We start from the raw sequence: 13,304 nt of genomic DNA on the forward strand, positions 1-13,304 counted from the left end.
GTCGGCACGTCGGCCGTTTTCCCCGACGGCGAGTACCAGGTGCGCACCAAGTGCAAGGAGGAGGGCGACGTCGACTACCAGGACCCGATCGCCCCGGTGCGGGTCACCGTCACCTCGACTGCCGCGGGCGGCGGCGGCCTGGACTTCGGTCTCGACGGCCTCCTCGACCTGCTCAGTGGGTTCGGCAGCTAACAGCCGCAGCGGCGGTGGCGACGTCCCAGACGTGGCCACCGCCATCGCGCTGTCCGGACCGCAACTGATGCCGGGTTGTGTTCGCCACATGTGGAGGCGAGTGCGCATATGGGCGCGGCCTGTCGCTCGGGCTCGGCCAGGTAGACAAGCACCTGTCCGGGAATGTTGCCTGTGGCGGTGACACTACCGGCGCGGGCTATTTTTGCCGTCGCGGTCAGATGTACCGTCATCCGGTGCCGGCTAGCGAGCCGGCCGAGACGAACAAGCCCATATGCCGGGTGGTGTCCGCCGTAGCGTCGGCCCGAGTGGCCAGGCGAGTGTTGATCGCAGACAAATCGTCCCGGGAGATCGCGGCGTCGTGATCCGACGACTCGGCGAGCATGGGCGGATCGTTTGCGATTGAACCGGTCAGCGCTCTGCCTGGGTAGGCCTCACATGCACCCGCGGATAGCTCTGCACCTCGGAATAGCGACACGGACGATGTCGCGAAGCCTATCGTCACATCCGGTGCTGCCGTTGTTGTCGCCGGCCAGAATGAGCAGGTTCTCCGGGCTACGTTGCAACCGCCCAGCCGCGACGGCATTGGCCAGTCTGCCGAGGACTTCATGGGTGTGCACACCGATGCTGGGGGTCGTTGCCCCCTTTGATCCGTTCATCCGCTGCGGGCCGATTCGGTCGGGGGATCTACCGGGCCCTGGACCGCAACCGAGCGAGGAGGTTGTTCATCGACCCGGTCAGCATTCCCAACCTCGTCGGCTAAGTCTCGCGGTCGCCGGCTGCAGCGGGTTGCGCCTCTCCAGGACGCGCGTACGCCGGACAGATCCCCATGGGACGAAAGGTCTGAAAGGAACGGAGGCATCCCGTGCGAGATGTTTGTCCGCGAAAGCCCGGGCCATGTCGCGAATTACCTGCTCGTGTGGCGGGCGCAAATCATGGGGTGTCGTGACCCTCGAAAACGAGGACGATTTTGCCCTGGTGCGGTTCGTCTCCCTAAGGGCGTGTGCCTTCGCAGCTTCGGCGAGCGTTCACGGTTGGTGCCGATCCCGTCATCCATTGTCTTCTCGGCTCCTGCTGAAAAATTGAGAACGGGGACGCCCACCCAGCGCCTGCGAACGTGTCTGCCGAACTACGACTGCGGCACAGGCGCTGGGGGACGGCATTCAGTCGATCGGAGCTACCCGATCGACGATCCGATGCCGAATCCGCCGTCGACGTCGAGGACGATGCCGCTGACGTAGCCGGCGGCGGGGGAGCACAGGTAGGCGGCGGCCTCGGCGATGTCGTTCGGGTCGCCGGTGCGCTTGTGGGGAACTTTGGAGACGAGTTTGTCGCGGGCGGGCCCGTTCATGGAGGCCAGCATCGGGGTTTCGATGAGGCCGGGGGCGATGGCGTTGGCGGTGATGCCCTCGCGGGCCGCTTCCAGAGCGATGGGTGAGCCCGACGATGCCGGCCTTGGCGGCAACATAGTTGGCCTGACCGAAGTTCCCGCGCCAGCTCATCGAGCTGAACGAGACGACCCGCCCGTAGGTGCGGGCGCGCATGTGCGGCAGGACGGCCTGGGCGCACAGGAACGATCCGGTCAGCGACACGTCGATGACGGCGTGCCAGTCCTCGATACTCATCCTCTCGATCCGGTTGTCGCGGATGATCCCGGCATTGTTGACCAGGGCGTCGATTCGCCCGTGGGTGTCGGCGATCATGTCGACCCAGTCCTGCACCTGCGGGGCGGAGGCGACGTCGACGGGGTCGCTGGTGGCGGGGCGGCCGTAACGGTCGGTCAGCTCGGCGGCCAATGCTTGTCCGGCGGTGTCGTTGATTTCGGCGATCGCGACGGTGGCGAGGGCCCGGCGATATCGACCGAACCGCCCTCACACGCCAGCTGGCCGGCCGGTTGCAGACCCTTCGTGGTCGGATCGACATCGAATCCATCGCCGGGTGGGGGAGCCGGGTCACCCTGACCATCCCACTGGATCCGCCGGCCGTCCGACCGGACGAGCACCTGCTGTCCACCCTGAATCCCCGCGAACTCGAAGTTCTCGCCCATCTCGCGATGGGAAAACGCAACCGCGCCATTGCCGAGGAACTCGGAATCAGCCAGAGCACGATCAAGTTTCATGTCGCGAGCGTGCTCAAGGAGACGTACATCCCGCGCCGAACGCATAGCCGGAGGTCACCCTCAACGTCTATCGGCCACGAGGGCCCTGTGTCACCACGGACCGTATCTACCGATAATTCAATTGCAACACCGCGCTACCACGGCTGAGTGGTGATCCGGGCGGCCGCCGCGATAGCGCGGGTGTGACTGGGTGCTCTAGATAGGTCCGTACGGTGAGCGAAGGAACTTCAGCACCTCCTCGACGAACTGCTTGTGGTGTTGGAACACGCCGCCATGACCGGCGTCCGGGTAGATCCGGAGCGAGGCGTTCGGGAGGCGGTGGGCGAGGTCGAAGGAAGCCCTCGTCGGGAGCATCCGGTCGTCCTCTCCGTTCGCGACGAGCACGGGGTGCTCGATCGAGCCCAGGTCCATGGGATCCTGCGCTCCCCATCGACGAATCGCGAGGATCTGCGCGGCGACTCCCCGAGGTGAGGTGCGGGTGACGCGGTCGTGGGTGCGTTCGGTGAGCCGGTCCATATAGGCCGTTGCCGCTGCCTTGCCGTTGGCAGTCCTGGTAAAGAACAGGTAGCGCTTGGGGTCTGTGCGGGTGAGCAGCCCGTGCACGGTGTCGCCGAGAAGTTTCACCGTGATGTTGCCGACGCCGTCGCCGCCGGCTCCGCCTGTGCCGGCGAGGACGATCCGGCGGACCAGCGCAGGCTGCTGTGTCACGATCACCTGCGCGATGAATCCTCCGAGGGAGAATCCCATCAGGTCGACTTGCTCGAGGCCGAGTGCTCGGATGATGGCGATTGCGTCGTCGGCCATGGCCGCGACGGTGGTGGGCGTGTGACCCTCGCTTGCGCCGATCCCGCGGTTGTCGAAGGTAATCACGCGACGTTCCGATGCGATTCCGTCGATGACACGCGGGTCCCAGTCGTCGAGGACGGCCGTGAAGTGGTGCAGGAAGACAACGGGCACGCCGGTGCTCGGCCCGAACTCGCGATAGGCGAACCGCTTTCCGTCGACGTCGACGGAAAGGGTCGGAGAGGTGTTCGCAGTTTTGGGCGGGGCTTGCTGGTTCATTGTTTCTCCTCCAATCAACGGCATGTTCTGCCGGGTTTGACCTGAGCGTTCTGGGCCCATCTGCCCTGCTGCCGGGACAGCCGTGGGCACAGGGGGCCGCGTACCGGTGGCGTAGCCGCCATGAGTGTGGGGAGGGCAGTTGCTTTAGCCTCCGCGTTTGGGGCGCAGGGTTGTACGGCCGTTGCGGCGCAACAGTGCCACCGTGGTGGCGAGGCGACCCCGACTCAGATCGGGTTCGAGACCGGCGCTTATGCGGTGCAGCTGGTCGGTGTGCCAGCCGAGGTCGAGGATCCCGTCGAGGGCCTTGATGTCGACCACCCTGCCCAGGACGCCGCGCATCCCAGATCGCGACTGATGAGTGGTGAGGGTGTCGGCGCGCCGGGTGAGAATCACGTCGGCTGCGTCGGTGGTCGTCGCGGTGGGTCGGCCGATACCGACGACATCGCACTCGCCGGCACCGATCGCTGCCTCCATGGCGGTGCGGGAGCGGAAACCGCCGGTCACGGCCAGCGGCACATCTCCTGCCAGCGCGCGGACCGTGCGGGCGTACTCGAGGAAATACGCCTCGCGGGCGCGGGTACTGGCCGCGGCGGTGCCCATCATGGCGGGAGACTCGTAGCTTCCGCCGCTCACCTCGATCAGGTCGAGACCTTCCTGGGCCAGCGCCGCGACCACGCCGCGCGACTCGTCCTCGGTGAATCCGCCGCGCTGGAAGTCGGCCGAATTGAGTTTGATGCCCACCGCGAAACCCGGTGACACCCGCGCGCGGATGCGGCGCACGACCTCGAGGACGAACCGCATCCGCCGCTCCGGGTCACCGCCCCACTCGTCGTCGCGCCGGTTCGCCAACGGTGAGAGAAACTGGGCGACGAGGTAACCGTGCGCACCGTGAATTTGCACGCCGTCGAAACCTGCTGTCTCGCAAACGAGAGCGGCGGCGGCGAAACGTTCGATGATGTCCTCGATCTCGCCGGGAGTCAGCTCACGCGGTGTGGCTGCGCGGGGAATATCGAGCGGGACCGGACTGGGGGCGACGGGAGTGTGCCCGAGCGCGAGCGGGTTCGACTGGCGTCCCGGATGGTTGAGCTGCACCCAGATCGGGATGCCGGCATCTTTGGTCGTCTTGGCCCAGCGGGTCAGCGCGTCGAGGTCGCGTTCGTCCTCGATGACGATATTGCTCGGCTCACCGAGTTGGGTGCGGTCGATCATGACGTTGCCGGTGACGAGCAGGCCATAGCCGCCGCGACTCCAGGTGGTGTAGAGCCGTTCGAGGCGGCCGTCGGGAGCGTTCCGATCATCACCGAGCGCTTCGCTCAACGCGGACTTCATGATGCGGTTCGGGAGTATCTGGCCGCAGGGCAGCGGCAGTGGGTCGTGCAGGGATGCCATGGAGCGGTACCTTTCGCGGGGAGTGGTGGTTACGACGTCGCAGGTGCGGTGGTGTGGGCGGCCCGCAGTGCGGCCTTGTCGATTTTGCCGACCGCGTTCTTGGCGATGGCGTCCACCACGACGATCGTGGTGGGGCGCTTGTAGCGGCTGAGTTTCCGCGCGCAGAGCGCGTGCAACGCCGCGGGATCGACGGTCGAACCCGGTGTCGGTTGGACATAGGCGACGACGACCTCACCCCAGATGGTGTCCGGTACCCCGATCACGGCGGCCTCGAGCACGGACGGGTCACCGGCGAGGACGTCTTCGATTTCCTTGGGGTAGATGTTCTCCCCGCCGCGGATGATCATGTCTTTCGATCGCCCGACCAGGGTCAGGTAGCCCTCTGGATCGAGGTGGCCGACATCGCCGGTGTGCAGCCAGCCGTCGACGACGGTCCGTGCGGTGTCCTCCGGACGGCCGAGGTAGCCGCGCATGACGTTAGGGCCACGCACGACGACCTCACCGTCCACACCGGGGCCCATCTCGGTGCCGTTCGCGTCGACGATGCGAATCTCCTGACCGGGGAAGGCAATCCCCACCGTTCCGGTCCGCCGGGGTCCCGAGACCGGGTTGAGGGTGGAGGCGCACGTTCCTTCGGACAGCCCGTAGCCTTCGAGGAGGGGAAACCCGTACCGGTCCTCGAACCGGGTCAGCAACTCCGCTGAGGCGGGTGCGGCGCCGCAGATGCCGAACCGGAGGGACGACGTGTCGGGTCGGACGTCGTCGGGGAGCGCCGCGAGGATGCTGTAGATCGTCGGCACCGCACTGAAGAAGGTCGGGCGTTCGGATTCAACGAGGCCGAAGAAGGTGCGGGGATCGAATCGGCCGGCGATGACGACGCTCGCGCCGGCGAGCAGCGGGGTGAGGACGCTGACGACGATGCCGTTGACGTGGAAGAGCGGCAGGATCAGCAGACACCGATCGGCCGGCCCCAGCTGCAGCGCGTGGGCGCCCATCTCGGCCATGGCGACGACATTGGTGTGGTCGAGCACCACCCCCTTCGGTACTCCGGTAGTGCCGCTGGTGTAGATCAACAGGGCGGGCGCAGACGTGTCCGAAGGTGGTGCGGGGTCCGCCGCCACCGGCGCGTCGTGCAGATCACCGACGGCGAGTGTGGCAACGCCACCCATTAGGGTCGTGCCGTCCTCGACGACGAGCAACCGTGCGGCGGAGTCGGCGAGTTGCCGAACTATCTCGACGTCGGTCAGGGCCGGGTTGACCGGGGTGATGGTGGCGCCGAGCCGCCAGGTCGCGAACAGCAGCACCACGAACTCGGTGCGGTTGGTCAGCTTCAGGGCCACGAAATCGCGCGGACCGATTCCCCGGTAGTGGAGGTGGCGGGTGGCCGTTCGGACTCGGTTGAGGAACTGGGCGTTGGTGAGCGATCCGGTGGCGTCGGAGACCGCGGGTCCGTGCGGGTCGAGATCGGCGCGGCGGTCGGGCAGCGATGCGAAGTTCATCGTGGTCGTGTTCACCTTCGGTGTGGTGCGGTCCGGCCCAGTGAGGGTGTGACCGGTGCCGAGTCGAATTGGCGGGTGAGGAACTCGATCTGGTCGCGGACCAAGGCCTCGAAGGGTTCACCGAGGTAGAAGTCGAAGTGGCCGGCGTCGTAGGTCTTGATCTCTCCCTGCGGTGCGGTCCGCGCGTATCGGAGGGTCTGGGCGGGTGGCGTGACGGTGTCGGTGTTGCTGACGCAGACGAGGATCGGGAAGTCGATGTTCTTTGCTGCCCGCCCCGGCCGGTAGGTGACCAGACTGGGAATCACCCGGGCCGCAACCTCGTTCCGGAACGTCGTCCCGGTCGGCACGATCGCCTCGTAGCCGGGCAGCGCGTCCGGGGCGTTCATCAGGGCCAGTGAACCGGGGGCGGCGGCGAGGGGAATCATCGCGGGTGCGGTGCCGCGGACCTTGGCCACGAGATCCCGGGCGATCAACGGAGTCACCTTCAGGGTGGCTGCCGGGCCCAGCGCGAGCGCGGAGGCGAGACCGTCGGTGAACGGGCACTGCGCGATCGCCGCCCGCAGTTCCGGATGACGGGAGGCGACGGTGATGGCGTGTCCACCGCCGAAGGAGCTACCCCAGACCGCGATGCGGGTGCTGTCGAGGCCGTCACGAGCCTTGACCCAAGCGATGGCGGAATCCCAGTCGGCGAGCTGGCGCTTGATCGACAGCAGCTGACGGGGATGGCCGCCGCTGTCACCGAAGTGCCGATAGGTGAACGCGAAGGCGGCGATGCCTGCCTTGGCGAAACGCTCGGCGAAGGCGTCCAGGCGCATGTCGCGGGTGGCTCCGAGGCCGTGTCCGAGGATGACGACGGGCGGCGAAGTGACGCCGGTGGGCAGATACAGCCATGCGGCGCAGGAGCTGTCACCGGAGGAGAGGAGGACGTCGTGGCGGGTGAAAGGTTTCTTGGTGGCCATGGCTGGTCTCACTGTCCGTTCGTCGAGCGGGACCCGGGCACGCGCCCGGATTCGAGGGCCTGCTTGTAGATGTCCGGGTTGTAGAGGGGCAGCTCACCGGCGGCGTCGGTGGTTGCGAGGTAGTCGAGCATCAGCTGCTGTCCTTCGTCAGATTGATCGGTGCCGAGGAATTCGGTGCGTTCGACGTGCAACCCCTCCGCCAGTGACATCGACCCGCCGAAGTACACCGATCTCTTGACCGCCGCAATGGCTTCTCTCGGGCGGGCGCCGAAGTAGTCGGCGAGTTCGGTCGCCCGCGTGATCACGTCGTCGGGCGCGACGACCTCGTCGACGGCTCCATTGGTGAGGGCCTGCTCGGGGGTGAACGGTTTGCCTTCGAGGATGGCGACCAGGGACCGGTGGGTGCCGATCAGTCGCGTCAGGCGCTGGGTACCGCCACCGCCCGGATTGATTCCCAGCAGTATCTCGGGCTGGCCGATGAAGAAGTCCCCGTCGGCCATGACCCGCAGGTCGCACGCCCAGGCGAACTCGGCGCCGAGGCCGAGAGCCGAACCATTCAGGGCGGCAACGAAGATGACGCCGCTGGCGTTCATCCGCAGAAACGTCGCATGCAACCGGTCGAGCTGGACGGCTCCCCACAGTGGAGTTCGGCGCACCACGGGCTCGAGGGCGCGGGCGCGATCGGCGCCTCGGGCGACCCGCGCGATCGCGGATGCGCCGCGTCGGCCCAACGGTGGGACCGCCGCACCCTCTTCCTGCAGCCAGCGGACATCGGCATGGCTGACGAACCGACCGGGACGTGTCCCGGTAAACACCACCGCACGGATGCTGGGGTCCCGGTCGACCCGGTTCACCAATTCCTCGAGCTGGGTGGCGATGTCGAGGCCGAACAGGCTGTGCGGTCCGCCGTCGACCCGCACGATCAATAGCTCCCCGCGGTCCTCGACCTCGAGATGGCCCTTGTTTTCGTGTGTCATGAGATTTTCACTTCCGTGAATGGATGAAAGGGGAAGTACGTCTGGCGAGCGCCGAGCCGGTGCCCGGACGGCACGGTAACTTCGTTATAGAGTACTGTAACCTTGTTATTCGGTAGTGGCAACCGTCACTCGGGCACTTAGGTGCCCACCGGCGGAAATGCAAAGTCAGGTGGAGATATGGGAGAGACGTCATCGGCCCCGGCGCCCGAGGGTGTGCCGGAGCGGTTGGTTCGGGCCACAGTCGGCCTGCTGGCCGAACAGGGCCCGTCCGCGATCAAGGCGCGAACGGTGGCGTCCGCTGCTGGACTGTCGACGATGGTGGTCTACCACCACTTCGGCGGAATACCCGAGCTCGTCCGCGCGGTCGCAGACCATGGGTTCACCGAACTCGGCACCGCCTTTTACCGGGTGCCGGAGACTGACGATCCGATCGTGGATCTGTTCGCACTAGCATTGACATGTCGGCGCCTGGCGCGCGAGAACCCCCATCTGTACGACCTGATGTTCGGACTGTCCACCCGCGCTACCTACCGGCCGCTGGAGTCGGACGTGCGATTGAGCGGACATTCTCTCGCGTTTCGCGAAGCCTACGCACGCGTCATCCACGCGTGTGCACGTCTTGTGAGCTCCGGCAGGGTCGAGCCCCAGGCCCCAGAGGTGGTCGCTGCGCAGCTGTGGAGTTACGTCCACGGTTACATCACCCTGGAGCTGGGCGAGCATTTCGACGAGTTCGACGACGCGGTGCTGCAGGTTCTGCTGCCGATGGGAGTGAACTTTGCCGTCGGCCTTGGCGACACGCGCGAACTCGCGCAGGCCTCACACGAGCGGGCGGTGCGCCTGTACGGGTCGGCCCCAGTCGGCGGGAAGTTCGGCGGGTGAGTCGGCAATGGCCTCGGGTGCGTAGCGAGCTCGCCGCAGTCAGTGGGAGGTCCAGATCGTAAGGGCATTGCGCTCGCCCAATAACGAAGTTACAGTCAAGGCATGAAACGAGATCTGGTGGGCCGGAAAGTGATTGTCACCGGGGCCGCGCGCGGCATCGGCGAGAAGGTGGCGCGCCTGGCCGCGGCCCAGGGAGCCCGAGTCTCCCTGATCGGACTCGAACCCGACAGATTGCGCGCCCTGGCCGCGGAACTGGGGCCGTCGTCTCATTGGTGCGAGGCGGACGTGCGGGACAGCACGGCGTTGCAGTCCGCGATCGACGAGTGCGCCGGCGCCATGAACGGTGTGGACATGGTCGTCGCCAACGCCGGAGTGGCCGCCTACGGAACGGTGCGGCACGCGGACGAGGCGTCCTTCGAGCGAGTCGTGGACATCAACTTGAACGGCGTGTTCCGCACACTCAAGCATGCGACACCTCATCTGCAGCGCAGCGGGGGTCACGTCCTGATCGTGGCATCCGCGTTGTCTTTCACCTCTATAGGCGGCCTCGCCTCTTATGGTGCGAGCAAGGCCGGGGTCGAGGCGCTCGCGCTCGCCTACCGCGGCGAAGTAGCCCATCTCGGGATCACCGTCGGCCTGGTGCATCCGTCCTGGATCGACACCGACCTGGTCCGAGGCGCCGAGGTCGACATTCCTTCGTTCCAGAAGATGCGCCGGCGCCTGCCGTATCCGGGGAACGTCACGACCAGTGTCGACCGAGCGGCCTCTGCCATCGTGGATGGGCTCGCTTACCGGCGCAGTCGGGTCTACGTTCCCCGGGCGGTCGCCGTCGCCAACTGGGCGAAGGCACTGCTGAATTCACCGCTGGTCTGGCCGTGGACGCGGCGGTTCTCCGCCGCGACGGTTCCCGCCCTCGAGACCGAAGTTGCCGCATTGGGTAGGAACGACCAACTCGTTCCCGAGTTGCCGCACACCACCGGAAACGATCAGCGCAGCCCGGCGCGCATCTAGCGAAAGCCGCTGCAGTCCAAGCGAAAACAAGAGATAGGAAGACGCGATGAAGGCTGTCGTTCTCGAACGATACGGGAACACTGACGGTGTACGGGCGGGTGAGGTACCTGACCCAGAGTTGCGAGATTCTGACGTCCTGGTTCGAATCCACGCCGCGAGTGTGAATCCGTTGGATCTGAAGATCCTGAAGGGAAAGCTCAAACCTATTCTTCCGTACCGCCTACCGATCGTCCTCGGCAATGACCTGGCCGGTGTCGTCGTTCGAGTTGGACCCGCGGTGCGGCGATTCAAGCCCGGCGACGAGGTCTACGCGCGGCCCCGGCAAGATCGGATCGGCACATTTGCGGAATTAATTTCCGTTAACGAGGAGGACGTGGCGATCAAGCCACGCGAACTCACCATGGAGGAGGCGGCGTCAATCCCTCTGGTCGGTTTGACCGCGTGGCAAGGGCTGATCGAGAGGGCAAATCTGCAAGCGGGACAGAAGGTTCTGATCCATGCCGGCTCAGGCGGTGTCGGCACGTTCGCGATTCAACTGGCCAAGCATCTCGGCGCGACGGTCGCCACGACAACGAGCACCGCGAATGCCGATTGGGTCGAGCGCCTAGGTGCGGATGTCGTCATCGACTACAAGAAGGATGATTTCGCGGAGATTCTGCACGACTACGACCTGGTCCTAGACACCCTCGGCGGCGAGACGCTCAACAGGTCACTCCGCGTTCTCAAACCCGGGGGGAAGATCATCTCCATTTCCGGTCCGCCCGATCCCAGTTTCGCGAAAGAAGCCGGATTGAACTGGATCATGCAACAGGTGATCCGCCTGCTGAGCTTTCGTATCAGAAGGGCAGCGAAACGACGCAAGGTAACCTATTCGTTCCTGTTCATGAAATCGAGTGGAGACGAACTACGCCAGCTCGCGTCCATCATCGATGGCGGCGCCATACGCCCGGTCGTCGATCAGATCTTTTCCCTCGAATCGACCAAAGAGGCATTGGCGTACGTCGAACAGGGGCGCGCAAAGGGCAAGGTCGTCGTCAAGGTCGGATGACGATGTCATGGGCTGGTGACGGCCAGCTTGCGACGCTCATCGAATCGACCTCCGTCGCTGAGGGCTAGGGGCCCGCTTCCTCGATCGCGCTGCTGCGCACACAGGGCTCTCCAGTTCGAGCCGGCGTTTGCGTCCTCTTCGTGCACGCCCGCTCGCGCACCGCCGCGGGCCTGTACGGGCTCGGGGATTTGGGCGCCGCTGTCGTAGCGCTGAGCGTGGACCTTGGATCCGTCGATCGCTGCCCGAGTCGTCGTGCACCAGGGCTCGATGTCGCGCGAGGACGGGCGGCTCGTCGAACGGACCGCCGATGACCGCTCAGTGACACACAGCCCGCGAATGCCGAAACCATGCATCGGGGGGTGCTGCCGCCGACGGGTTTGGTGTCGGCCCCGGGTGCACGGGCTGATCCGCCGGGCATCAGGATGAGTTAGTGGTCCAGCGAGGATCAGCGATCCCGATCTGGTGGTACTGATCGCCGACGCTCGGCGGGTGGCTGGTCGACCGCATTCCTTCGAAGCTGGCTTGTCGTCAACTATGGCTCCGAAAATGCACTGCTTCAACGGGATACGTGCATTTGGCGAGCGGAGTGTGGGCTGGCCCGGTCGGAATGCGGTTTCCCTCCCGGCACCTACATTGTGCAGTTGTGGATGTGTGGTGTAGCGAAGCGGGCTCACCGTTCGGTGGATCTAACGCCTCACCGGTTGCGTCAGTCGTGTTTCGCGCCGGTGAGGCCCAAGAATTGCTGTCAGTCGCCGTCCGGGGAGTCGGCGTTCGTCATGGTCTTGGCCGCTGACGGTGGCTCGCCGGTGGGGAAGTGATGCGGTGGGGGCGGTGCCCGCCGACTCTGACGGTGTCTCGCTGTACGACTTCAGGTCCGAGTCCCGTCGTTGAGCCGTGCTGCCCGGGCATTCTCGTGAGCGATGATCGCCTCCGGCCAGTCCTGATCGGTCACGGCGACGTGGTCGTGCGGCTGGGGGCTGACAGTGTCCACCGGAGGGCTGCCCGACCGCGCCCGGCTGCGGGGCGCGGATTGATTTTCACCATCCCGAGGACTGTGTCGGCCGCACCCGGAATGGTGAACCCACCCAGCCCTCGCCGGGGCACATCGACGCACCTTCGTCGTGAACTGTGCACCCCCTGGGGAATCGGTCCTTGAGTTTCCGGGCCGCTGGTGCGTTGAACACGGTTGTTGCGACCTCTACGTCTCTAGTGGGCACGGCGCAGGGGACGTTCCGGTGGCCTTCGACAGGGTGGGCGTGGCGCCGGGATCTCTGCCGGCCGGGTGGCTAGGGTCGGGGAGGCGACCGGGAACGAGCGGGTGGCGATCTTCGACATCGACGGCGGACTGGCGGACCTGTCGGAATTCGCTCACCTCTTGACCGACGAATCGGAGGGCAGCCGCCGGCAGGCGTGGCAGCGGTTCCTCGACAATGTCGGGCAAGCGGCAGTGGTGGAGCCGGGCCGGGACTTGGTGGAGGCGGTGGCCGGTCTGGGGTTCGTCGTGGTGTATTCGACCACCCGGCCCGCCTCGTCCGCGGAGCGGGCCCGCGTCGAGGCGCCGGATGTCCGTCCGGGCACCCACGGAGGCACCGCCTATGAGGTCGCCGCGCGGTGCGCGGCCGGCGAGATCGATCCGGCGACGATGCGCGCCGAGCTGATCGGCTGGAAGTACGACAAGCCGATGGCGCCGAGCGCCGACCCCGACGTCGACGACGTCCGCCCCCACACGGAGGGTGGCTTCAACCACCAGGTCGGCCGCGCGCTCAGCCATGGGTTCCTCACCGAGGAGGACTAGCCGACTGACCTGTGCCGACCAATGAATTAGACGATCGTCGCGCCTTTCTCGCCTCGCTGTGCACCCCGGGTGGCCCGCTGACGATCGATGCCCCGCACGCCATCAACGACCGCCGGTACGTCCGCCGGATCGACGGCGAACCGATCCCCAGCCGCGCACGCCTGCGGCGGCATGGGCGGATCCTCGCGGACTGGCGGAGCTCCCACGCTCAGGTCCGCCGCGACCGGGTGTCGATCCTGCCGAATGGGTCTGCCGGCATGCCTACCTGGTGATCGCTATCTCATCAGTGGCCGATGTCCAGCGGTCGAGGGTGGCCGTTTTGTGACTCGCGTGCCCGAAATCGTGCGCGCTAGTGCGGGAGCGGATTAACTGACTAT

The 13,304-nt window shown here is 66.2% G+C and carries 13 protein-coding genes and 2 pseudogenes; 7 read left to right on the forward strand and 8 right to left on the reverse strand.

Annotated features, from left to right (window positions below; translation table 11 throughout):
* Positions 1–192, forward strand: a 192-nt coding sequence (locus NOF53_RS00005) for a hypothetical protein (protein ID WP_255964923.1), incomplete at its 5' end; no start/stop codon positions are given.
* A gap of 226 nt (positions 193–418) precedes the next feature.
* Here NOF53_RS00005 and NOF53_RS00010 read toward each other — a convergent pair.
* A complete protein-coding gene (locus NOF53_RS00010) occupies positions 419–574 on the reverse strand; it encodes a hypothetical protein (protein ID WP_255964924.1) in 156 nt (51 codons plus the stop codon).
* Between the two features lie 792 nt (positions 575–1,366).
* Positions 1,367–1,985: pseudogene (locus tag NOF53_RS00015) on the reverse strand (SDR family oxidoreductase).
* 38 nt (positions 1,986–2,023) lie between these two features.
* On the opposite strand from NOF53_RS00015, the pseudogene NOF53_RS00020 reads away from it, so the two are divergent.
* Positions 2,024–2,455 (forward strand): annotated as a pseudogene (locus tag NOF53_RS00020) (helix-turn-helix transcriptional regulator); the annotation flags it as partial.
* A 48-nt stretch (positions 2,456–2,503) separates the two neighbouring features.
* On the opposite strand, the gene NOF53_RS00025 reads toward NOF53_RS00020, so the two are convergent.
* From NOF53_RS00025 to NOF53_RS00045, 5 genes are all read right to left on the reverse strand, one after another.
* Positions 2,504–3,370 (reverse strand): alpha/beta fold hydrolase, encoded by an 867-nt coding sequence (locus tag NOF53_RS00025; RefSeq protein WP_255964925.1) that lies wholly within the window; start codon positions 3,368–3,370, stop codon positions 2,504–2,506.
* A 144-nt stretch (positions 3,371–3,514) separates the two neighbouring features.
* Positions 3,515–4,759 (reverse strand): NADH:flavin oxidoreductase/NADH oxidase family protein, encoded by a 1,245-nt coding sequence (locus NOF53_RS00030; protein ID WP_255964926.1) that lies wholly within the window; start codon positions 4,757–4,759, stop codon positions 3,515–3,517.
* A gap of 29 nt (positions 4,760–4,788) precedes the next feature.
* Complete coding sequence (locus tag NOF53_RS00035) at positions 4,789–6,258, reverse strand: class I adenylate-forming enzyme family protein (protein WP_255964927.1); 1,470 nt, start codon at positions 6,256–6,258, stop codon at positions 4,789–4,791.
* Positions 6,259–6,269: 11 nt separating this feature from the next.
* Positions 6,270–7,217, reverse strand: coding sequence for an alpha/beta hydrolase (locus tag NOF53_RS00040; protein WP_255964928.1), 948 nt, complete (start codon positions 7,215–7,217; stop codon positions 6,270–6,272).
* 8 nt (positions 7,218–7,225) lie between these two features.
* A complete protein-coding gene (locus tag NOF53_RS00045) occupies positions 7,226–8,194 on the reverse strand; it encodes an enoyl-CoA hydratase/isomerase family protein (protein WP_255964929.1) in 969 nt (322 codons plus the stop codon).
* Between the two features lie 177 nt (positions 8,195–8,371).
* Here NOF53_RS00045 and NOF53_RS00050 point away from each other — a divergent pair, with 177 nt between their 5' ends.
* The 3 genes from NOF53_RS00050 (at position 8,372) to NOF53_RS00060 (ending at position 11,132) form a co-directional block, all read left to right on the forward strand.
* Complete coding sequence (locus NOF53_RS00050) at positions 8,372–9,073, forward strand: TetR/AcrR family transcriptional regulator (protein ID WP_255964930.1); 702 nt, start codon at positions 8,372–8,374, stop codon at positions 9,071–9,073.
* Positions 9,074–9,175: 102 nt separating this feature from the next.
* Positions 9,176–10,084: an SDR family oxidoreductase gene (locus NOF53_RS00055; RefSeq protein ID WP_255964931.1), complete on the forward strand. Its 909-nt coding sequence runs from the start codon at positions 9,176–9,178 to the stop codon at positions 10,082–10,084.
* Positions 10,085–10,130: 46 nt separating this feature from the next.
* Positions 10,131–11,132: an NADP-dependent oxidoreductase gene (locus NOF53_RS00060; RefSeq protein ID WP_255964932.1), complete on the forward strand. Its 1,002-nt coding sequence runs from the start codon at positions 10,131–10,133 to the stop codon at positions 11,130–11,132.
* 868 nt (positions 11,133–12,000) lie between these two features.
* Here the strand turns inward: NOF53_RS00060 and NOF53_RS00065 are convergent.
* Entirely contained in the window at positions 12,001–12,123 is a 123-nt protein-coding gene (locus NOF53_RS00065; protein ID WP_255964933.1) for a hypothetical protein, read from the reverse strand.
* A gap of 291 nt (positions 12,124–12,414) precedes the next feature.
* On the opposite strand from NOF53_RS00065, the gene NOF53_RS00070 reads away from it, so the two are divergent.
* Both NOF53_RS00070 and NOF53_RS00075 read left to right on the forward strand, forming a co-directional pair.
* Positions 12,415–12,927 carry a hypothetical protein gene (locus tag NOF53_RS00070; protein ID WP_255964934.1) on the forward strand — a complete coding sequence of 171 codons (513 nt, stop codon included), beginning with the start codon at positions 12,415–12,417 and terminating at the stop codon, positions 12,925–12,927.
* Between the two features lie 11 nt (positions 12,928–12,938).
* Complete coding sequence (locus tag NOF53_RS00075) at positions 12,939–13,199, forward strand: hypothetical protein (protein WP_255964935.1); 261 nt, start codon at positions 12,939–12,941, stop codon at positions 13,197–13,199.
* Positions 13,200–13,304 lie beyond the last annotated feature (105 nt).

Source organism: Rhodococcus tibetensis (assembly GCF_024438035.1).
In the GTDB taxonomy this organism is placed as follows: Bacteria; Actinomycetota; Actinomycetes; order Mycobacteriales; family Mycobacteriaceae; genus Rhodococcus_F; species Rhodococcus_F tibetensis.